17 protein-coding genes are annotated in these 22942 nt (G+C 53.6%); 6 read left to right on the plus strand and 11 right to left on the minus strand.

All coding sequences use genetic code 11. The features are described from left to right. Nucleotides 1-4: 4 nt before the first annotated feature. The 5 genes from KHS78_RS19470 to KHS78_RS19490 form a co-directional block, all read right to left on the minus strand. Nucleotides 5-184 carry a Trm112 family protein gene (locus KHS78_RS19470; RefSeq protein ID WP_211830467.1) on the minus strand — a complete coding sequence of 60 codons (180 nt, stop codon included), beginning with the start codon at nt 182-184 and terminating at the stop codon, nt 5-7. Further along, nucleotides 177-1220, minus strand: a complete 1044-nt coding sequence (gene lpxK, locus KHS78_RS19475) for a tetraacyldisaccharide 4'-kinase (protein WP_211830469.1) — start codon at nt 1218-1220, stop codon at nt 177-179. The genes KHS78_RS19470 and lpxK overlap by 8 nt, the downstream gene beginning before the upstream one ends. Next, a complete protein-coding gene (locus tag KHS78_RS19480; protein ID WP_211830471.1) occupies nt 1217-1636 on the minus strand; it encodes an ExbD/TolR family protein in 420 nt (139 codons plus the stop codon). The genes lpxK and KHS78_RS19480 overlap by 4 nt, the downstream gene beginning before the upstream one ends. Beyond that, a complete protein-coding gene (locus tag KHS78_RS19485; protein ID WP_211830473.1) occupies nt 1633-2268 on the minus strand; it encodes a MotA/TolQ/ExbB proton channel family protein in 636 nt (211 codons plus the stop codon). The genes KHS78_RS19480 and KHS78_RS19485 overlap by 4 nt, the downstream gene beginning before the upstream one ends. A gap of 72 nt (nt 2269-2340) precedes the next feature. After that, nucleotides 2341-4629 (minus strand): DNA internalization-related competence protein ComEC/Rec2, encoded by a 2289-nt coding sequence (locus KHS78_RS19490; RefSeq protein ID WP_246506694.1) that lies wholly within the window; start codon nt 4627-4629, stop codon nt 2341-2343. A gap of 94 nt (nt 4630-4723) precedes the next feature. On the opposite strand from KHS78_RS19490, the gene KHS78_RS19495 reads away from it, so the two are divergent. Together KHS78_RS19495 and KHS78_RS19500 are read left to right on the plus strand one after the other, a co-directional pair. Beyond that, entirely contained in the window at nt 4724-5251 is a 528-nt protein-coding gene (locus KHS78_RS19495) for a DUF2062 domain-containing protein (protein WP_211830476.1), read from the plus strand. Between the two features lie 87 nt (nt 5252-5338). Next, nucleotides 5339-5641, plus strand: coding sequence for a hypothetical protein (locus KHS78_RS19500; RefSeq protein ID WP_211830477.1), 303 nt, complete (start codon nt 5339-5341; stop codon nt 5639-5641). A gap of 67 nt (nt 5642-5708) precedes the next feature. Here the strand turns inward: KHS78_RS19500 and KHS78_RS19505 are convergent, their stop codons facing one another. From KHS78_RS19505 to rlmKL, 4 genes are all read right to left on the minus strand, one after another. Then, entirely contained in the window at nt 5709-6413 is a 705-nt protein-coding gene (locus tag KHS78_RS19505; protein ID WP_211830478.1) for an ABC transporter ATP-binding protein, read from the minus strand. Beyond that, nucleotides 6406-7650: a lipoprotein-releasing ABC transporter permease subunit gene (locus tag KHS78_RS19510; protein WP_211830479.1), complete on the minus strand. Its 1245-nt coding sequence runs from the start codon at nt 7648-7650 to the stop codon at nt 6406-6408. The genes KHS78_RS19505 and KHS78_RS19510 overlap by 8 nt, the downstream gene beginning before the upstream one ends. Nucleotides 7651-7931: 281 nt before the next feature. After that, the gene (locus KHS78_RS19515; protein ID WP_211830480.1) at nt 7932-9140 is read right to left on the minus strand and encodes an ammonium transporter; all 1209 of its coding nucleotides are present in this window, start codon (nt 9138-9140) and stop codon (nt 7932-7934) included. Nucleotides 9141-9634: 494 nt separating this feature from the next. Further along, nucleotides 9635-11803, minus strand: coding sequence for a bifunctional 23S rRNA (guanine(2069)-N(7))-methyltransferase RlmK/23S rRNA (guanine(2445)-N(2))-methyltransferase RlmL (rlmKL, locus tag KHS78_RS19520; protein ID WP_211830481.1), 2169 nt, complete (start codon nt 11801-11803; stop codon nt 9635-9637). A gap of 500 nt (nt 11804-12303) precedes the next feature. Between rlmKL and rmf the strand changes: the two genes are divergently transcribed. Then, nucleotides 12304-12513 (plus strand): ribosome modulation factor, encoded by a 210-nt coding sequence (gene rmf / locus KHS78_RS19525; protein WP_211830482.1) that lies wholly within the window; start codon nt 12304-12306, stop codon nt 12511-12513. Nucleotides 12514-12596: 83 nt separating this feature from the next. Here the strand turns inward: rmf and KHS78_RS19530 are convergent, their stop codons facing one another. Continuing rightward, nucleotides 12597-13616, minus strand: a complete 1020-nt coding sequence (locus KHS78_RS19530) for a quinone-dependent dihydroorotate dehydrogenase (protein WP_211830484.1) — start codon at nt 13614-13616, stop codon at nt 12597-12599. A 310-nt stretch (nt 13617-13926) separates the two neighbouring features. On the opposite strand from KHS78_RS19530, the gene KHS78_RS19535 reads away from it, so the two are divergent. Then, complete coding sequence (locus KHS78_RS19535; protein WP_211830486.1) at nt 13927-14868, plus strand: DMT family transporter; 942 nt, start codon at nt 13927-13929, stop codon at nt 14866-14868. A gap of 141 nt (nt 14869-15009) precedes the next feature. Then, the gene (locus KHS78_RS19540) at nt 15010-16845 is read left to right on the plus strand and encodes an aminopeptidase P family protein (protein WP_211830489.1); all 1836 of its coding nucleotides are present in this window, start codon (nt 15010-15012) and stop codon (nt 16843-16845) included. Between the two features lie 68 nt (nt 16846-16913). On the opposite strand, the gene KHS78_RS19545 is transcribed toward KHS78_RS19540, so the two are convergent. Further along, a complete protein-coding gene (locus KHS78_RS19545) occupies nt 16914-21761 on the minus strand; it encodes an NAD-glutamate dehydrogenase (RefSeq protein WP_211830491.1) in 4848 nt (1615 codons plus the stop codon). A 218-nt stretch (nt 21762-21979) separates the two neighbouring features. On the opposite strand from KHS78_RS19545, the gene KHS78_RS19550 reads away from it, so the two are divergent. Next, nucleotides 21980-22939, plus strand: a complete 960-nt coding sequence (locus tag KHS78_RS19550; RefSeq protein ID WP_343216945.1) for an AAA family ATPase — start codon at nt 21980-21982, stop codon at nt 22937-22939. Nucleotides 22940-22942: the final 3 nt, after the last annotated feature.

A 22942-nucleotide genomic window follows, 5' to 3' on the forward strand; every position in this document is an offset into this window, starting at 1 on the left:
CAGCTTACAGCCTCTCATCCGTTGTCAGGGTGCGAGCCTCTGACTCCAGCATAACGGGAATTTCATCCCGTACCGGATAAGCCAGCCCGCAGGGACGACAGATCAACTCCTTCTTGTCCTGATCGACCTTGATATCGCCCTTACACAGTGGGCAGACGAGAATTTCGAACAGTTTTTTATCCATTAGCAGAAACCGACTGAAAAGAGGATGGAAAGTCAGACAGCTTGGCAGACACCTGCTCCCAGAAGCTGTCTGGCAATTTAGCGTCAACGGCCAGGTACCACCAGTTATCATGGGCAAAACGGCGGCACTTGATGGCATCTTTGGCGGTCATTATAACGGGTTGCCCGCCAGCAAAGGCAAAATCCTCCGAACCATAGGCATGGTGATCGGGAAATGCTTGCTCCTTAACCGTAAACCCCAGCGATTTGAGAGATTCAAAAAAGCGGCCAGGATTACCTATACCAGCCACGGCATGGACGGGTTCATCGAGTTCACCCCAGTCTGATACTGGCATGGGCTTACCTGACTTCAGGTTTACCAGACGGGTAGGTACGAGCGTCATGATATTACAGGTTACTTCATCCACCTCAGCAACAGGCTTCCCGTTCGCAATGATGAAATCCACGGCTGCAAGGCGATCAGCCGGTTCACGCAAGGGGCCGGCAGGCAAGCAGCGACCATTACCCAGCCATCGAGCCCCATCCAGAACGACCATCTCGATATGACGAACAAGAGCATAGTGCTGAAGGCCATCATCACTGATGATCACATCGCACTCATGATGGGAGAGCAAATAACGGGCTGCGGATGGGCGATCCGGATCGATGACCACCGGTACGCCTGTCATTTCCGCCAGCATCACCGGCTCATCCCCCAGCCTGGCAGGATCACTATCGGGCAAGACCACGGCAGGGAAGGTATCAACCTTGGCCCCATATCCTCGGCTAATGATACCGGGACGATACCCTCGCCGCTGCAACGCTGACACAAGGGCGGCAACCAGTGGCGTCTTCCCCGTACCACCTACAGTGATATTACCCACAACGATAACCGGAACAGGCGGTTGCCAGAGGCTCTTTTGATTTAAGTGGTATTGGTGCTGTCGACGCCTGACCTGCCATTCCACCAGTTTCGATAATGGCAATAATGGCGTTAACAGCGGATTGAAATCAGGCTGGTACCACGCAGATACCAGCCTGTCGGAAAAACTGCTCACTGACTGGGCGGCTCCTGGGCCGTAATACTGAGATGGGAAAAGCCAAGATCACCGGCGGCCTCCATGGCCGTTACCACCGCCTGATGAGGCGTCATGGCGTCAGCCGTAATCACAAGCGGCAATTTGCTGTTACCCTGTGACGCCTGAATAAGCGCCTGCTTGAGGTTTTCCAGTCCATCACTGGCTAGCTTCTCACCGTTAACCGCAATATGACCGTTTTTGTCGATGCCGATCTCAATCTGCCGGGGGGGCTTCCTGACTTCTTCCCCGGTCGCTTCCGGTAAATCAATGGTTAACTGAGTTTCCCGGGTAAACGTGGTCGACACCATGAAAAAGATCAGCAGCAGGAACACAACATCAATCAAAGGCGTCAGGTTGACTGAAACCTCCTCATTTCGCTGGCGGCGAAACTTCATGACCGGGCACCTTCGGTGTAATCCACTTTCCGTTCGCCCTGAACCACTTCTACCAGACGGGTCGCTTCCTGCTCCATGACCACAACCAGCTCATCAACACGACGGGTAAAGAAACGGTGGAAAATGACCGCAGGAATCGCCACCGTCAAACCGGTTGCTGTCGTAATCAGGGCTTTCGAAATACCACCGGCCAGCACAGCCGCATTACCACTGCCCTGCAACATGATCACGGTGAAAACGTCAATCATGCCAATGACCGTGCCTAGCAGCCCCAGCAACGGTGCAACCGCAGCAATGGTGCCCAGGGTATTCAAATACTTTTCCAGCTCGTGAATGACCTTGCCGGCCGCTTCATCAATGCTTTCCTTCATGATTTCACGCCCGTACTTGGCGCTGCCAAGACCGGCGGCCAGGATCTCACCCAGCGGGGAATGCGTGCGTAACTGCGCCAGACGTCGACCATCCAGCTCATTACCCTTGATCCATTTCCAGACCTGAGCCAGAAGATTTCCGGGCGCGACCTTGGCGGCACGCAGAGTCCAGAAACGCTCAATCACGATCGCGGTTGCAATGATGGAGCACAGGATGATGGGAAGCATCAACCATCCGCCCGCTTTCAGCAGTTCAAACACGTTTATTATTCCCTTTACCAAATGAGAAAACTCTATCATAACCGGCGGATCAGGCACACCGGTACAGCGGCTCTACGACAGGGGTTTTCGTGACCAATATCCCGGTTTCTGCAACCGATGACAATAGGGTGGCGGTAACGACTCACCGCCCAACCGAAACACCTGCGTTCCCGTCAGTGGCGTTTCCAGAATCTCAGCTTCCACCAGCCCCAACCGCTCCCTGACACGCGGCGACGGATGCCCGAAGCGGTTTCGATAGCCCGCTGATATGCTGGCATAGGTCGGTTTTACCTGCGACAAAAAGGCATTACCACTGGACCCCGCACTGCCATGGTGAGCCACCACCAGCACCTGACTGGCCAGCTCGTCACCGTATCGGCTGACCAGCCGCTGCTCGGCCCGCGTGGAAATATCACCTGTCAACAAGACCGCATGCTTACCGGCCTGAATCTGCAACACACAGGAGCGATCATTACGGCTGTTCATATTCGCCCCCGTCGACAAAAAGCGAAACCGGACGCCATCCCAAAACCATTCCTCCTGATCATGACACAGGGAAACGGGCAACGGATAGTCATCCGCTTCGGACACATACACCTGTGAAAAAGGAAAAACGTCCAGCAGTGTATCCAGACCACCACGATGATCCCGGTCATTATGGGAAATGACAATCACATCCGGACGACTGACAGCAGGATGATGTCTCAAGTAAGGGATAATAACCGCTCCCGCCGCGGTGAACCGATCACTAAATCGATCTCCCGTGTCATACACGAGGCAGTGGTTGCGTGTACAGACTAACGTTGCCAGCCCCTGCCCTACATCAAAGACTGCCACCTCCGCCATTCCTTCTGATAAGGGATCATTAGCAGGCACCAGCCATGGCAGAAAACAAGCCAGCGCCAGCCAACGAACCCCCACCCCTGAATGGGTTAACAACAAAAACACGCCTGCCATCGCCAAGACCAGAGCCAGTCCGTTCGGAACACTCAGCGGCGGCAAATCAATCGCTAAGCCTTCAGACCATCTCAGTGCCGATATCCAGACATCCAGTATCACTCCAGCACCATCCACCAACAGCAGCCCCAACGAAGGTAAAACAAACGCCAGAACGACACCTGCAAACAGCAAAGGAACCACCAGCAACCCCACCAATGGGATGGATACCAGATTAACCAACGGTGAGAACGCACTGACCGGTTGCAGATTCAATGCCAGCAACGGTGCCAGCGCGACAAAGACCGTGACCTGAGGACGAACAAAACGATCACGTATGCGGTACGTTGACTGGGCACCAGAAAACACATACAACAATGCCGAAACGGCAATAAAGGAGTACCAGAAACCATTACTTATGAATGCCAATGGATCCAGCAGCACAACCACGGTCAACGCCACCAGCAGCAACGTAGAGGGTTTAATGTTGAGATCAAGGAGAATCCCACCCAGCGCAACCACCAACATCACCAGGGCCCGCTGCGCGGGGATGGAAAACCCGGCCATAAATGCATAAACAAGCGCAAAGGAAAGGCCAATCAACGCACCGACCTTTGGTAACGGCCTGGTCTCAAGAGGAATCACGCCCAACAGGGCAAGTACTCGAGCAAACCACCATCCAACCAGCGCCATAAGACCAATATGCAGCCCTGAGATTACCAGCAGATGTGTCGTTCCTGTCTGATTAAAGCTATCCCACAGTCGCGGCGAAATGTCGCGTTTATCCCCTAACAACAGCGCTTTGTAGATGGCCGCTCTGTCACCTGCATAATGGTTTTCAATGAACTGCGCCAGCTGCCACCGCCACCGATCTACCCGCATCCATCCGCCATCGCGCAAAAGCTGCGGATTATCATCCCGCACATAGCCGGTGGCGATCACCTGCTGTCGGAGCAGCCATCCTTCGTAATCCATCGCACCGGGGCTGGAAAAACCACTCGGCCGCTTCAACCTGACCGTCAGATGCCAGCGCTGTCCAGGCTTTACCTCAGGCGCCCCATGCCAGCTCAGCCGCACCCGCCCCTGATAAGGCTGCCCCTCAATCACAAGATCACGCATCAGCATGGAGGCATAGCCTTCGCGCCTCAGGGGTAATTCATCAATTTCAGCACTCAAATGGAGATTGATACCCTCCAGATCGACGGGTAAAAGGCGATCCATCAGGGTGTACCCATGCCATCCCCCGTACGCAAACCCGAACAGCACCATGGCCGGAAAAATAAATATACGGAACCTGAAGCCAGCTGCTACGGTCAAACTAAGGGCAACCAGAACCGTCAGGCATAACAACCACCTGGCAGGGAGTTCTGGCAAGAATAGAGTCAGGGAAAGACCCAGGACGAGGCATATTAGTGAAAGCCGCATTTGGTGTACTTAGTCAATTAAGCGCATAATTTTCCGGTTTTACGATATCCTTACTCTCGCAATTACGCGGTACCTGGGTCACAAGTATATCTGCATGCCAAAAAAACTGTTTCAACGCTTTATGCCAGACCCTTCCCGACTTCGGGATAGCCGGTCATTGAATTTCCTGGGCGAACATGTGTTCGATCCCAATCTATGGCACCTGAACCGCCGTTCCGCAGCCATGGCCTTTTTCGTGGGCGTTTTTTGTGCTTTTCTGCCTATTCCATTCCAGATGTTGCTGGCCGCTGTGATGGCGTTCATGCTGCGGTGTAACCTGCCGCTGTCGGTTGCGCTGGTCTGGATTACCAACCCGTTTACCATGCCGGTGATTTTCTACTTCACCTACAAGGTCGGTTGCTATATATTGCAGACCCCTGTCAGTCCTCTGGGCTTTGAAGCATCACTGGAGTGGCTGAAAAACGAATTATCACGAATCTGGCTTCCACTCTACCTGGGCTCGGTCATTACCGGACTGGTAGCAGGTGCAATCAGTTATGTCGGCATTCGCCTGTTCTGGCGCTGGCATATCATTCGCAGCTGGCGCGAACGCCGCAAAAAGCGCACACTCTTTCTGAACTGACACTGATGGCGGTAACGCCTCTTCGGCGATACCGCCATCACCGTTCGTCCTTTCACTCATTTACTACTGACACAGTCTGGCTGAAACATGAACAGAAACAACCGTTCATTCCAACGAAAAAAACAGAAACTACAAGGGCGGGGAAAACTGGAAACCATCTCCACCGACGGCCCCCACAGTGACTGGCTGGGCATGCCGGATTACTACATCCATACACTGACCGTAGACGGTGAAGATTATAAATACCTGACGGCGCAAGCCACACTGGAGGTCACACCCGGTGATCTGGTCTGCTTCCGCTACCAGGAAGCAGGCAAAGAGAAGCGTATCGACAAGCGCTCACTCGGCATTGCCATCGACCCCGCCACCTTCATGCAGCAACAAAACTGATAACCTGTCGACATCCGGATACTGTCTGATCACAGTCAGCCATCCGGATGTCGACAACGTTAACGTATCAAAGACCTGAGTCGCTTACCTGTTCGACCAACCCACCGTCCTGAAGTTGCCAGATACGATCCATTTTGGCCGCTAACGCCAAATCATGGGTGACGATAATGAAACTGGTCTGCAGTCGCTGACTGAGATCCATGATCAAATCCTGAACAACATCAGCGGTATGCTGATCCAGGTTACCGGTCGGCTCATCGAGCAGAACCAGATCAGGCTCCGTGACCAGCGCCCGCGCAATCGCCACCCGCTGGCGTTCACCGCCCGACAACTCACCAGGCTTATGATCTAAACGCGCACCCAGCCCCACCAACGTCAACAACTCCTCCGCTTTCTTTTCGGCCACAGGAACGGCCACATCGCGTCGCATCAACAGCGGCATGGCAACATTCTCCCGGGCGGTGAATTCAGGCAGCAAATGATGAAACTGATACACAAACCCGAGATGGCGGTTTCTCAGGGCGCTTTTCTCACGATCATTGAGCCCATTGAGCGAAACCCCACAGACACGCACCTCACCACGGCTCGCAATATCCAGCCCCGCCAGCAGATTCAGCAGAGTTGTCTTCCCGGAGCCAGAGCTCCCCACGATAGCGATGCGTTCACTGCGACCAACCGAAAAGCTGACATCCCGGATAACCTCCACATCGCCCGGCCCTTCACGGTATACCTTGCTCAGCTCCCGGCATTCCAGAACAACATCCTTACTCATAACGCAATGCCTCGGCAGGTTGGGTACGTGATGCACGCCACGCAGGATACAGGGTTGCAAGGAAGCTCAGCAGCAGGCTCGACATCGCAATACTGACAACATCCTGCCAAAGCAGCTCGGAAGGGAGATAGCTGATGAAATAGACATCAGGGCTCAGGAAATGAATGCCCAGCAAGGATTCAATCCAACCGACAATGCTGGCGACATTGAGCGCACCCAGAATACCGAGAACAACTCCCAGTCCGGTTCCTATCAAACCAATCACACACCCCTGCACCATGAAAATACGCATAATCATGCCAGGCGTTGCGCCAAACGTTCTCAAGATCGCAATATCAGACTGCTTGTCCGTCACAACCATTACCAGTGTTGCGACGATGTTGAATGCGGCTACCGCAATAATCAGCACCAGCAGCAGACCGATCATGGTTTTTTCCATCTGGATCGCCTGGAACAGACGACCATGGGTCTGGGTCCAGTCACGGACGTAATAACGCCCCGGTAAGGTCATGGCGGCCTCCCAGGCCAGGCGCGGCGCAGCAAACAGATCCGTTGTCTGCAGTCGCAATCCCTGCACGCCCTCACTGATGCGCATGAAGCGCGCGGCATCCTCAATATTGACATAGGCGAGACTGGCATCCAGATCCGCACCCACCGCGAACAATCCCGTAACCGTAAATCGCTTAAGACGCGGAAATACGCCGGCTGGATTAATAGAGGCTTCCGGAAGCACAACGGTGACCTTGTCACCAATCCCAGCCCCCAGCTGACGCGCAAGAATCTCACCCAGCACAATGCCAAATTCACCGGGCTTGAGATCGGTCAACTGACCACTTTCCATGTGCTCATCCAAAATGGAGACACGCTGCTCCAACTCGGGATCAATGCCATACAACATAACTCCCTTGACCTGCCCCTGATTGGTCAGCATGCCCTGAGCATCAATGAAGGGAGCCGCGGCTTCTATACCTGGCACCGCTTCCACTTTGGACTTGATGGATTGCCAGTCGGTCATGGTGCCATAGGCTGCGGTAATGGTTGCATGGGGCACCATGCCAAGAATGCGTTGACGCAATTCGCGGTCAAACCCATTCATGACCGACAGCACGATGATCAACACCATGACTCCCAGCACCAAGCCGGCCATGGACATGGCGGAAATAAAGGAAATAAAGTGATTGCGCCGTTTGGCCCCCGTATAACGAAGACCGATAAATACCGGCAAAGGTCTGAACATCAGGCGCTCCTGCAGCTGAAACCCTGCCCGGCGACAGGCCGGGCCAGACGATCGATCACCATTCAACGGCACAACAGAACCGGTAGATGAATGGCCACGTCAAAGGGATCAATTATGCCAGATAACGCACTGAAAGGACGATTGATTCATCCCTCCAACAACATAAACGCCTGGATGCCCGAGAGGCTGAGGTACTGGTACTTCAGCCCCATGAACAGTCACTTTCTGAAATCCAGAAGAAACAGGAAGCTACGGAATAACCTGACTCATGGACCTTCTACTTACTCATCTGATATCGCATGGATCTTGTGAATAGAAAGATCCGCGCCCTGGTACTCTTCCTCTTCTGACAGGCGTATCCCTATCAGCGCCTTGATCGCACCATAAACCACCAGGCCACCCACAAACGCAATGCCAATACCCGCCAGGGTACCAATCAGCTGCGCTGTCAGTGATACGCCACCTAAGCCACCCAGCGCCGTCGAACCAAAGATCCCTGCAGCAATGCCGCCCCATGCTCCACACAAGCCATGCAGTGGCCAGACACCCAATACATCATCAATCTTCCAACGATTCTGAGTAGCAGTGAACGTCCAGACAAACAACACACCCGCTACCGCGCCGACCACCAGAGAACCTGCCGGATGCATAATGTCCGAGCCGGCACAGACGGCTACCAGTCCAGCTAACGGGCCATTATGGATGAAGCCCGGATCGTTCTTACCTGCCAGCATCGCAGCCAGCGTGCCGCCGACCATCGCCATCAGCGAGTTTACGGCCACCAGCCCACTGATACTGTCGACAGTTTGGGCTGACATCACATTGAAACCAAACCAGCCGACGGCAAGAATCCATGCCCCCAGCGCCAGAAACGGAATATTCGAAGGTGCAAACGCGACCAGCTTGCCATTGCGATAACGTCCCTTTCTGTGTCCGAGCAATACCACTGCCGCCAGAGCTATCCAACCACCCACAGCATGCACCACCACAGAACCGGCAAAATCATGGAACGGGGCGCCGGCAAAATCTTCCAGCCATGCCTGGAAACCATAATTACCATTCCAGATCATCCCTTCAAACAAGGGATAAAGCAGGGAAACAATCAGGAAAGTTGCCAGCAATTGCGGGTAAAAGCGCGCCCGCTCGGCGATACCACCGGAAACGATGGCTGGAATTGCAGCAGCAAAGGTCATCAGAAAGAAAAACTTCACCAGCTCATAACCGTGGCTGGCCGTCAAGGTTGCCGCATCGGCCATGAAATCCATGCCATACGCCACCTGATAACCGATGAAAAAATAGGCCAGCGTGGAAACACCCAGATCTGTAATGATCTTGGATAGTGCATTGACCTGGTTCTTTTGGCGTACTGTTCCCACTTCCAGAAACGCGAACCCGGCATGCATAGCCAGCACCATGATTGCCCCAAGCAGGATAAACAGGGTATTGGTTCCCTGCATTAACGTTTCAACCGCACTCCCAACGTTATCCATCAACACACACCTCGTCACCCCTCCTTACTGTGCACCATATCGATTCATCGACAACAAAAACGCACCAGCAAAGATCATTTGTATTTATTATTTTCAGCCTCAACTTCTCAGCAGGTGAATCAAAAACCGCTAAAAGCCAGACCACGTACGTTCATCCATGAAACAACCACCAAAAAAGCTACATATCTGTGCAGACTTTCAATACATCGCACTGCTTCAATGCAATATAAATGCCACACAACAGGGCACAGAAATAAACGATTCTTAATAGGCAGGAAGCACTAAAAGCGAAGGCAATAGGATAAAAAATAAACAATCACAAGCCCGTAATCGACTCAGTGGTCTGTAAGCGGACTATGGGTTATCTGATTGCAAGGTACAGGGACGTACCGGGAGCGACTTCATGCAGGACTGCATGACGGAGCGGCAATCAGATAACCCATAGCCTGCGGTGCCCCTAAAGCCAAGTACACCGCATTGCCCAGGGAATAGCTTTACAATCGGTGCCGAATCATCCAGCACTGATGTATACGGCGATTACGCTCAAAGTCCTTATCGAGTGTTTCACCCGTAATATCCTTCACTTCAAACTCATCCGTCAGGCATGAGTCCAGTTTGAAGCGCCGGTAATTATTGGAGAAATAGAGCGTCCCACCATGCGCAAGTCGCTTCATTGCCAGACGCAATAAATCAACATGGTCACGCTGCACATCAAACACATCCGTCATGCGCTTGGAATTGGAGAATGTCGGCGGATCGATATACATCAGATCATACTGCCCTTTCGCATCCGCCAGCCAACGCATGCAGTCCGCCTGTTCCAGTTGATGACGATCACTAAACCCATTCAGCGACAGATTTTTACGTGCCCAATCAAGATATGTTTTGGAAAGGTCGACACTGGTAGTTGAACGTGCGCCACCCAACGCTGCATGGACGGTGGTTGCACCGGTGTAACAGAATAGATTCAGAAAACGTTTGTCAGCCGCTTCCCGGGCAATCCGCAGGCGTAACGGACGATGATCCAAAAAGAGGCCGGTATCCAGATAATCGTGCAGGTTGACCAGGAAACGACCATTGCCTTCTTTTACTTCAAAGAATTCATTCTTGTCGGCCTGACGTTCATATTGTTTCTTACCGGCCTGCTTTGCACGACTCTTGAGTGATATCGCTTTCGGTGGCACTGACAAGACTTCAGGCAGCGCAGACATAACATCCTGCAACCGCTCTGTCGCCTTGGCGTCATCAATCGTTGCCGGCGCCTTGTATTCCTGAACATGCACCTTGTCACCGTACAGATCGATAGCAACGGCATACTCCGGCATATCCGCATCATAGAGCCGATAACACTGGATATCCTGGCGCTTGGCCCACTTGCTCATCTGCTTGAGATTTTTACGCAGGCGGTTCGCAAACATCGAGGCTCCAGCGGTGAGAGGCGCAGACTGGACCGATGCCGTATCCGCAGTCGTTTTATCCCTGGCATCATAGCCGGCAAACCACTGTTCCTCATTAGCAAACATCAGTAGCTTACATTCCAACGCACCGTTATAGAGCGTGTACTGCTTGCGACTGCGAATGCCCATGCGACGCCCCAGTCCCGGATTCCCGGTAAAGACAGCGCCCTGCCAGTCTTTAAAGGTGGTTCTGAACTTTTCACCCAGATTTTGATAAAGATAAACAAGGCTTGCTTCATCACCCAGACGCTCACCATATGGCGGGTTGACCACAACCAGTCCTTCCGGACAATCCATGTGATGCAGGTTAGCCAGCTCAGCCTGCTCCAGACAAACACGTTTTGCCAAACCAGCACGTTGCGCGTTCGCCAATCCCTGCCGGACTATCCACTGGTCAGCCTCATAGCCCAGCAAGGTATTCTTCATGCTATCAAGGCCAGCCTGACGGCGTTCACGGGCATCACCCATCGCATCCCGCCAGATACTGGGAATGTGACCGGGCCAGCGATCAAAACCAAAACGGGTGCGCAACAGGCCTGGCGCAATATCAGCAGCAATCATCGCCCCTTCCAGCAGGAAGGTGCCGGAACCGCACATCGGATCGACCAAAGAGGCCCCGTCCCTGGCCAGTTCCCGCCAGCCGGCACGGTAAAGAATTGCGGATGCCAGATTCTCCTTCAAAGGCGCCTTGCCGACATCCTGCCGGTAGCCCCGCATATGAAGACTGTCGCCGGACAAGTCCACGCCCACCTGCACCTTTCCTTTATGCAGGCGGACATGAATGCGCAGATCCGGGGACTTCGTGGCAATCGACGGACGCTTGCCCGTACGCGCCATCAGCTGATCCACCACGGCGTCCTTAACCAGCAATGCACCAAAATGGGTGTTACGAATTTCCGGACTGCTACCGGTAAAGGTCACGGCAAGGGTTTTGCCAGGATCAATATGGTCATCCCAGTCAACGGTCTGAATACCGGCATAAATGACATCGCGATCACCGGCCGAAAAATGGGCAACCATCAACAGGATGCGGTTGGCCAACCGCGACCAGAGACACGCCTGGTAGGCAACGGCCAGAGAACTACTGAAATAACAGCCAGCAACCGTCTCCCTGACGCTGTCAGCACCAAAACCCGCCAGCTCCTCAGCCAGCAGTGATTCTATGCCCTTGGGGCAAGAGGCAAAAAATTCCGGGGAAGTACTCATCAGTACCTGCAGCACCCATTTAATTGATTCGGTGGAAATCCATCCTCCCGGCATCTGCAAGAGACAGGCTATATAAGGGGAGGATTAGTGAAAATGAAGTAATGGCGGCATTCTAGCCATGATCCCCCCTAAAAAATATGCGGAATTTTGACATTTATTCTGTTTTTCCCGGGAGGATCTTCTTGTGCCCAGGTCTTACCGCCTGTACTTTCCACACAATATCAACGACTTATATAACCATCCAGCATGTCTATATAAGTACTCACACTATCAAAACATTGACGCTATTCACAAAGATTCCTCGACAGTCAGGCCCACTTCCTATAGAAATAACCTTGTAGGGTTTCTGTATGACGGAAGAGCTTCCGTTTATGCCCTGATTTTTCACTGAAGCAGTACGCAGAAAAAGGAGCTTCAGCGGCAAGACCGACTCTTTCCCACCGATCTCGCGGTCAGGATGGCCCGGGATGTAGTCACCGAAACGGGAGGCAAGACCGACCATGAAAACACAAAAGAGGGACAAGACCGAAAGAGCCTACACGAAAGGTTATCAAAACGGGCTATCGGGACGGTCAAAAGAAATTTGTCCACATGACGAGCTGAACCAGAGACAGGCGTGGCTCTCCGGCTGGCGAGAGGGCTGGTCCGACCATGTAGACGGTTATATCGGCGTTTCCGGTATACAAACGAGCAATCAACATTACCTCTGAGTCGGCGTTGATCGCTCAGTATACGAAGTAAAGTGAAATCAGGGCCCTGTTAAGGGCCCTTGCTGTATCGGGTGACTGGATTTTCAGCGACAGGCTGCTACAGCTTCCGAGGCTTCCCTGATCAGGTCAGGACCGCGATAAATAAAGCCGCTGTAAATCTGCACCAGACTGGCACCCGCCTTGATCTTATCCGCAGCCGATTGTGCATCCATCACCCCACCCACACCTATAATGGGCAGTTTGTTATCCAGTGCTTCTGCCAGTACACGGATTTTCTGTGTGGAAAGATCGGTCAACGGCGCACCACTGAGACCACCATCTTCACTGGCATTCTTGCAACCCTGAACCGCTTCACGCTCCAGGGTAGTATTCGTCGAAATAACACCATCGATTTCATAAGCAACCAGCTGGGTAGCGATATCGCGGATTTCTTCATCCGTCATATCGGGCGCCAGTTTGATCGCCAGAGGCACGTACTTACCGTGCTCCTTGGCCAGTTTACCCTGCTCTTCTTTCAGAGCGCCCAAAAGCGACTTCAGCGTATCGCCGAATTGCAGCTGACGCAGCCCGGGTGTATTAGGCGAAGACAGGTTGACGGCCACATAACCGGAATAGGCATAAACCTTCCGCAGACAGGTCAGGTAATCGCTTTCCGCTTCTTCAACAGGCGTGACCTTGTTTTTACCGATATTCACCCCGATCACGCCCTGGTAACGGGTCTTCTTCAGGTTTTCTACCAGATGATCGACGCCTTTGTTGTTAAAACCCATCCGGTTGATGATCGCTTCCCGTTCGACAATCCGGAACAGGCGAGGCTTCGGGTTACCCGGCTGAGGCCGCGGGGTCACCGTACCGACCTCCACAAACCCAAACCCCAGTGAGCCAAAAGCATCAATGCATTCACCATCCTTATCCAGCCCTGCCGCCAGCCCGACCGGGTTATCAAAGATCAGCCCCATCACCTCCGTGGGAACAGATGGTACCGGTTTGAACAGGCACTTGAGCAGTCCGAGACGCTGGGACGCAGACAGCATGTCCATGGTCAGGTCATGGGCTGTTTCCGGGGAGAGTTGGAACAGAATTTTGCGGGCCAGCTGATACATCGAAACTCCTTGATACCGGGGCGGTGAAATCCGGGCGGATTATAACGGGACTACCATCAAAAACCAGTACAGAAAAGACGCTAAAACGCCCTCAAACTGTAACAAACCCTCTCCGCGGCCCCTTGCGCCATAAGGCCACTGACACCCTCTTCCAGAAACGCAACATTTCGAAACAGAAATCATTGAAACTCATCTCTGCAACACTGATCATGATCAATGTAACTCAACGGCCAGCACCTTAGTCTCACTGACCGGTACAACCCTGATCAACCCATAAACAAACCGCCCAATCATCGGGACAGTATATTCGATGGAACAACAATCCCAGCGACAGGCCATGCTTTTCGGCCTCAGCGCCGTCTTACTCTGGTCGACCGTTGCCACGGCGTTCAAGCTCAGTCTGGAATACCTGACACCGATCCAACTGGTACTGTTTGCCAGCCTGACCTCCATCGTTGCCTTGGGCGGCTGGGTGATAGCCAAAGATCAGGGGAAGATGCTGTTTCAAACCTTCAAACGTCGGCCAGTCTATTACCTGCTGATGGGGCTGCTGAACCCCTTCCTTTATTATGTGGTGCTATTCAAAGCCTACGACCTGCTGCCAGCACAGCAGGCACAACCCCTGAATTACACCTGGGCGCTGACGCTGACCATCCTCTCTGTCGTGATGCTGGGCCAGCGGCTGACACGCATTGATATTCTCGCCTGCTGCATGGGGTATATCGGCGCACTGATCATCGCCACCGGCGGGGACCTTCTGAGCCTGTCATTTGACAGCCCAACGGGTGTCGTATTGGCACTACTGAGTACCCTGCTCTGGGCGCTGTACTGGATCTACAATACTCGCAACACTGACAATCCGGTCATCGCCCTGCTCCTCTGCTTCCTGTGTGGCCTCCCCTTTATCCTTGCAGCGAATGTACTTATGGGTGACCTGAACTGGCACTGGAAAGGAATTGCCGGCGCGATCTATGTGGGTCTTTTCGAAATGGGTATCACCTTTGTGCTGTGGCTGACAGCGCTGAAAAAAGCCACCCATATCGCCCGGGTCAGCAACCTGATTTTTATTTCACCGTTTTTATCGCTGGTATTTATCGCATTTATTCTGGGAGAACCGATTCAACCGGCCACATTCGCCGGTTTGATTATTATTGTTTCAGCGGTTGTGATTCAGCAAAAACAAAAACCGGTTAATCAGGATGTTGAAACAATCACTACGGAATCTGCGGTATCCTCCGCAACGACCGATTAATAGCAGCAGGCGGCACAGATTAACACTATGCCGCCTATTGGCTCCCGACAACACCAGCTTTTACAAGACAACTGTCGCTATAACCACAACAATCTTTGCCACCGCATCCGTGTGAGCAGTCATGAAATGAGGAGATACTGTATGAGTTTGCCGTCCATTAAAAGTATCGATACCGCTACTGCCAACCTGGCGCAGCGCCTTACAGACATCCGCCAGTTCATGGCACACGAAAGTCTTGATGCGTTTATCATTCCTTGTACCGATCAGTTTCTTGGTGAGTACCTGGGACCAGATGTCCAGCGTCTACGCTGGCTGACCGGTTTTACCGGCGAAGCGGCCATCGCCATCGTCTTGCCGGAACGGGCTGCCATTTTCGTCGATGGCCGTTTCACCGTTCAGGTCCGACAGCAAGTACCATCGTCACTGTTTGAATACCACCATCTGATTGAAGAACCTCATCTCACCTGGCTGAACAATACGCTGCAGCCTGGCGACCGGATGGGGTTTGACGCCACACTGCATACCCATAACTGGTATCAGGAGGCCGTTACCACCTTCAGGGACAAGGAAATTCAGCTGGTCGAATTAACAGAGAACCCGATCGACAGATTGTGGCATGACAGACCCGCAGCCAGTGATGCGCCCGGCATACTGTTGGACGAAGCCTATACCGGCCGCAGCAGTGCGGATAAACGCCGGGTACTGTCTGAAATGCTGCAACAAAAAGGATTGGATGCACTCGTCATCACCCAGCCCGACGCCGTCAACTGGCTGTTCAATATCCGTGGTGGCGACGTTCCCTGCCTGCCTGTCGTCCTCAGCTACGCCATTGTTTACCAGGATGGCAGCGCTGACCTGTTTGCCCCCACCGGCAAGCTCGATGACTGCTTTTACCCACATGCCGGTGACGATGTCCGGCTGATGGACATCATCACCATCGAACATTCGCTGAAACAACTTGGTGAAGACGGTGCGGATGTCCAGCTGGATTATGAAAACAGCAATGCCTGGATTCCACTGACCCTGCTGCACTTCGGCGCTCAGGTCATACACGGTGATGATCCCTGCATGGCCATGAAGGCCATCAAGAACCGGATCGAAATTGAAGGCATGCGTCAGGCCCACCGGTATGCCGGGATTGCCACAACGAAATTCCTGGCCTGGCTGGATCGAGAAGTCGCAGCAGACACACAGACACTCGATGAAGGCGTACTCGCCGACAAGATTGAAGCGCTGCTTGGGGAACAGCCCGGCTACCATGGGTGCAGTTTTGAAACCATCTCCGCCGTTGGCCCCAACGCCGCCATGTGTCATTACAATCACGCCCTGACTACACCGCGCAAGCTGGGCAAGGACGGCCTGTACCTGATTGACAGTGGCGGCCAGTTCCCAGAAGGCACCACTGACATGACGCGCACCATCAAGGTCGGCAACGTCACTGACGAAATGCGCACCCGTTACACCCAGGTGCTGCAAGGACACATCCGGCTGGCTGCGACGCGGTTCCCGAAAGGTACCCGGGGCATACAGCTCGATACGATTGCCCGTCAGCCACTGTGGGAGGCGGGTTGTGACTATGACCACGGCACCGGCCATGGCGTGGGCCACTTCCTTGGCGTGCATGAAGCACCGCTGCGCATGTCCCCCCAGGAGGCAGAATCCCGCCTTGAAGCTGGCATGATGATTACCATCGAACCCGGCTACTACAAAGAAGATGCCTATGGCCTGCGGGTTGAAAACCTGTATGTGGTTAAGGCATCCGTACAAGCGGGTGATGTGCCCATGCTTGAAATGGAGTCACTCACTTTCGCCCCGATTGACTGCCGCTTAATAAAATTGGAGCTGTTAAGCGCGAATGAAATCCAGTGGCTGGATAATTACCACACTCAGGTACGGGATCTCATTGGCCCTCACCTTGATGCAGCAGAAATGGAATGGCTGACGCAAGTGACCCGCCCATTGGCGGAACAGCAGTAATCTATGAATAAAACAAAGCGGGAGACAGTGCATACTGACTCCCGCTTATCATGTTTAATCAAAAGACTTTATTGACCACAACTCTGGGATAAAACCGCTAATTCCTGGGCAGCCACCATGTACATGGCTAGCTCATCGTTGTTGCTACCGGCCTGTAGCTCACCCAGAATCCCCATCCAGCGATCCACCAGCGGTTGATTCTCACCGATCCAGTTATCCAGACGGGCCGGCAGGTCACCGGATGCCTGCTGCATCTTCAGAAGCGCAACGGTCAAGGAGCGCTGCTGGAAAGACAGCTCGTCCCGCACACTTTCACGGGCCAGGGACTGCCAGTGGTTGCCCACATCCAGCCGATTCAGCTCCTGATAGAACCAGTTCAGCTCCAACCGGTCTCCCACCGCAAAGAACATGGCGGCGACGCGTTCCAATGGCTGTCCTGTCTGTTCGGCAGCCTGGATAATCGACAGGAAACTGAACATGTGACGGAGGCCTGCAATCACCCGTGCCAGCGATTCAGGAACGCCCTGCTGAGTATATTCCAGGACACCTTCTTTCCAACGCTTGCGCATGGCGCCACTCAATAGCGTATCGTGCACTTTCATCAAGGTCTGGATGCGGGAACCGTAATAGTCCACAGCCTCACGAGCCGGACGCTCATGCACTTCAACACGCAGTAACCAGCGAGTCGCGCGACGGAGCAAACGCAGGAATTCCATCATCATGCGCTGCTGTAAAGAAGCATCCAGCTGATAATCCAGTTGTTCAATCTGCTGCCAGTAGTTTTCCATGCCAAAGATATCCCGGGCAATGACAAAGGCCCTGGCAATGGCGGCCGCATCCGATCCCGTCGACTGCTGCATGCGACTGATGAACGTGATACCCATGGTATTGATGATGCTGTTGGCGACTTGAGTCGCCACAATTTCACGCCGCAGGCGATGATTCTGGATGGCATCGCCAAACTGTTCCACCAGCGTGGCGGGGAACGCCGTTGTCACTGCCTGTGCCAGATAATCATCATCCGGCACACGGGAGTCCACCAGCTGTTCTTTCAGGTCAGCCTTGCTGTAGGAAATCAACACGGACAGTTCCGGGCGGGTCAAACCCGCATTGGCTGCCATCCGTTCATTCAGCCCTTCGTCATCAGGGAGGAATTCGATGGCACGATCCAGCTTACCCTGGGATTCCAGGTAATGAATAAAACGTTTGTACTCTTCCATCTTTTCCCGGGCTTCAAGATCAGCCAGGGAAATAGCCTGCGCCTGACGGTAGTTATTATCCAGCACCAGCTCCGATACCTCTTCGGTCATGGATTCCAGCAGCACATCCCTTTGTTTGCGGGTCATGTCACCACGAGCCACCACTTCATTCAGCAGTATCTTGATATTGACCTCATGATCCGAACAGTCGACCCCTCCAGCATTATCAATGAAGTCCGTATTCATTTTTCCGCCCTTGAGGGCGAAATCGACCCGGCCCAGCTGCGTCAGTCCGAGGTTACCCCCTTCACCGACGACCCGGCAATTCAGCTCATCACCGTTGATACGCAAGGTGTCATTGGCACGGTCACCCGCATCCGCATGGGATTCAACACTGGCTTTAACATAAGTGCCAATGCCACCATTCCAGACAAGGTCAATGGGAGCGCGCAGGATGTCACTGATCAATTCCGTCGGTGTCAGGCGCTTTGCACTGATGCCAAAGCAGGTCTGCATCTGCGGTGTTAGTTCGATGCTCTTGGCGCTGCGTGAAAAGACGCCACCACCTGCTGATATCAGCGACTTGTCGTAATCTTCCCAGCTGGAACGGGGCAGATCAAAAAGTCGTTTACGCTCCTGCCAGGAGGCCGCCGCATCAGGATTCGGATCCACAAAAATGTGCAGATGGTTGAATGCCGCCACCAATGCCAGTGACTGGGAGAGCAGCATACCGTTCCCGAAAACATCCCCGCTCATATCACCAATAGCCACGACACTGACCCGGTCTTGCTGGACGTTGATGCCCTGCTCCCGGAAATGCCGCTGCACTGAGACCCAGGCGCCCTTGGCCGTTATCCCCATTTTCTTATGGTCATAGCCAGCACTGCCGCCGGACGCGAAGGCATCGCCGAGCCAGAAACCATAACCTTCCGCAATACCGTTGGCGATATCGGAGAATGTCGCAGTTCCCTTGTCTGCGGCAACGACCAGATAGTAATCATCCTCATCATGGCGGACGACCCGATTGGGATAAACCACATTCCCATCCACCAGGTTATCCGTGACATCCAGCAAGGCCTGGATGAAAATCTTGTAGCAGGCAATCCCCTCCGCCATGATGGCGTCACGGTCACCGGAAGGCAGATGCTTGGGTACAAAACCGCCTTTGGCGCCGACGGGCACAATGACCGAGTTCTTCACTTGCTGCGCCTTGACCAGACCCAACACTTCCGTCCGGAAATCTTCCACCCGGTCTGACCAGCGCAGTCCGCCCCGCGCAACCTTTCCGCCTCTCAGGTGGACACCTTCAACCCGCGGAGAATACACAAAAATCTCAAACATCGGTGCGGGTTTGGGAATATCCGGAATGGCCTGAGGCGAGAACTTAAGCGCCATATAGTCCAGCGGTTCACCCTGAGCATCCAGGCAATAAAAGCTGGTGCGCAACGTGGCACAGATGACATCCAAAAACCGCCTTAATATGCGATCCTGACTCAGGACGCTGACATGCTCCAGTGCCTCAAAGATTGACTGACGAATCGATTCTTCGCGCGCATCTCGCTCAGACTGATCCAGTTCAAGATCAGGATCAAAGCGTGCTTTAAACAAATCGAGCAGCTGGCGGGTTATCGCAATATTGCTGTAAAGCGTTTCGGCGATGTAATGCTGACTGAAACCGAACCGAATCTGTTTCAGATAACGGGCATAGGCACGGAACATCATCACTTCACGCCATTCCATGCCGGCTGCCAGAACCAGTCGGTTAAACTGGTCATTTTCCGCCTGCCGGTACCACAGTTTACGGAAGGCTTCCTGAAACAAACTGGCTACTTTCTGAACATCAACGTCCTCAGATCCCTGAGATAAATCCAGGGAAAAGTCATGCAGCCATATCGAATCGCCCGTCGACTTGCGGATGGTATAAGGGTATTCCCCCACCACCTTAAGCCCCAGATTTTCCAGTATGGGAATCTGGTCAGCCAACGGTAAGGCTTCCCCAAAATGGAACACCTTGAAGTGCAGGCGATGATCCTGATCCATTGGCCGGTGAAAACTCATCGCCAGCGGGTTATCAGCATTTAATTTACGTATATGCTCAACATCAGCAACCGCCAGCAGAGGACTGAAGACTTCCTTGTAGCCTGCAGAAAACCCCTTGGCAAAATCATTGACCAGTCGATTTCCCAGTACTTCACCTCGGGCTTCCAGCACCGCTTCCTTAAACTCATCTTCCCAGGTACTGGCTGCACGAATGATTTCGTCCGTGATCACCTGCTGGTTAATCTGGGCTTCACCGGCGGGTGCCAGACGTAAGACAAAATGCACCCGCGCCAGCGTAGATTCAGAGAAATAGGTCGTGAATTCGCTGTCCATAGCATTGAGTCGCCGACAGAGGATCTCTTCCATGCGATGCCGGAGTGCCGTGCTATAGACTTCCCTTGGCACAAACACCAGCACTGAGCAGAATAACCCGTTGCGATCCTTGCGGATAAACACCCGAATCCGATTACGTTCCTGAATCTTGAGGATACCGATCGCGGTATGAAACAGCTGCTTCAACGGCATCTGGAACAGTTCTTCGCGGGGCAACACCTCAAGGATCTGAGCCAGTTCCTTACCATGGTGCGTGCTGGGATCCAGCCCTGAACGCGCCGTGATAGCCGCCATTTTCCGGCGCAGCACAGGAATACGCCATGGACTTTCCTTGTAAACCGGCGATGTATAAAGCCCCATGATCCGGCTCTCACCGGTCACATTCCCCTTCTCATCAAAACGCTTGATGATGACAAAATCCGGGTAAGCGGGTCGATGCACACTGGAACGAAAAGCCGCCTTGCCAAAGGAAAGCACGGTCTTATCCGTGAAGAAATCCCTGTCGATATACGGTTCAGCAGTATCGCTGGTGTTCTCATCCGTACGACGCGGGCGCAGCAAACCAATACGTGATTCCATAGGCTTACGGATCCGGCGCTGACCATCCTCGTTGCGAACTTCCACTTCCTCATAAGCCAGGAAGGTAAACTTGTTATCCAGCAACCAGGTCAGATAGGCGACAGTTTCACTGATTTCTTCGTTTTGCGGCATCGCTGACAACTCGTCCACCAGCGTCTTGACCTTGGCACAGATGGGCCGGTAACCGCTGACCGCCAGTTTCACATCCGTTAACACGGCTTCCATATCCACCCTGAGCGCATCCAGCTCTTCAGCGCTTTCCAGGCGATCAACCTCGATATAGACAAACGCCTCACGCCGTGCCGCGCCATTATCGTGATTGATGGTGCTGGTTGGCTCCAGGTGCACCAGCTCGTGCTGCTCGTCGCGGGTGATCAGAGCCACGCCATTACGAATATGATGAATCGTTGAGCCCCGCTCATTCAGGCGCATGCGCAGAGAATCCACAATGAAGGGCATATCCGGATGCACCAGCTGAACAATGGTATGTGTTGAATGCCAGCCATGGTGCTCATGATCCGGATTGAAGACATCCACCCGCGGTGCCTTGAAATCATGCGACTGGAGAAAACGCCAGAAAGCCAGCGTACAGCCGGAAAGATCCCGTTGACGGTATGACTTCAGGTCATCCATTGACGTGATATTAAAGAAAATGTCCAGAAAGGCCGTAAAACTTGAAGAATGCTCACTGGCAACAGTGCTGGACAACTCCTTGCCCAGTGCAGCAACAAACTCCTGTTTATTATCGGCGTACAGATGGCTCATACAACTCAATCCCTGATCAGTGGCACGCTACAGAAAATTATATAGCCTGCAACAATGGCCAGCGGTTTTTGCGGGACTTATGTACACTAAATGGAACTTTTCCGTCATTCTGTTGTCAGAATTGGCTAAGACTTGAAAATCATGTCCGCGGAACACATTAAAAAGGTATTCCGTGCTTCAACCATCTACAGGCACCATTTACAGGAAAACCCATGTCGATGTCGCCCTTCACAGCCCTGAACCAACTTCACGACTACCTCAGCAAGGTCATTATCGGCCAGGAGCATCTGCTGGAACGCCTGCTCATCGCCTTGCTCGCCGATGGCCACCTGCTGGTCGAAGGCGCGCCAGGCCTTGCCAAGACCAAGGCGATCAAAGATCTGGCCCGCGGGCTTGAAGCTGAATTCCAGCGCATCCAGTTCACGCCAGACCTGCTACCCGCTGACATCACCGGCACAGAGATCTACCGCCCGGAAGACGGCAGTTTCCGGTTCCAGCAGGGGCCGGTCTTCAACAACCTGGTTCTGGCGGATGAGATCAACCGGGCGCCCGCCAAGGTGCAGTCCGCCCTGCTGGAAGCCATGGCGGAGCAGCAGGTCAGTGTCGGCGGTACGACGCACAAGCTGCCAGACCTGTTCATGGTCATGGCCACCCAAAACCCGATTGAGCAGGAAGGCACCTACCCACTGCCGGAAGCCCAGCTCGACCGGTTCCTGATGCATGTGCGGATCAGCTATCCAGACATGGCGTCAGAAAAACTCATTCTGCAGCTGGCCCGTGGCGAAGCCCTGCACCAGGATATCCAGCCTCCCGCCCATATCGCCCAGGAAACCATTTTTGCGGCTCGCCGGGCGGTGCTTGAACTGCATATGGATCCGGCGGTTGAGGACTACATCGTCCAGCTCATTGATGCCACCCGGCGCCCCGGCGCCTACCAGGAAGAGCTGGGCAGCTGGCTCGACTACGGTGCCTCACCCCGTGGCACCATTGCCTTAGACCGCTGTGCCCGTGCCCATGCGTGGCTGAATGGCAGGGATTTCGTCAGTCCGGACAATGTGCAGGCCATCGCCCATGATGTGCTGCGCCACCGGATCATCCCCAGCTATGAAGCCGAGGCCGAGGGCGTCACCACCGACCATATCATCGACCAGCTACTGGCCCGAGTTGCCGTATCCTGAGCG

The sequence above is a fragment of the Kistimonas asteriae genome (genome assembly GCF_018263925.1).
Lineage (GTDB): Bacteria > Pseudomonadota > Gammaproteobacteria > Pseudomonadales > Endozoicomonadaceae > Kistimonas > Kistimonas asteriae.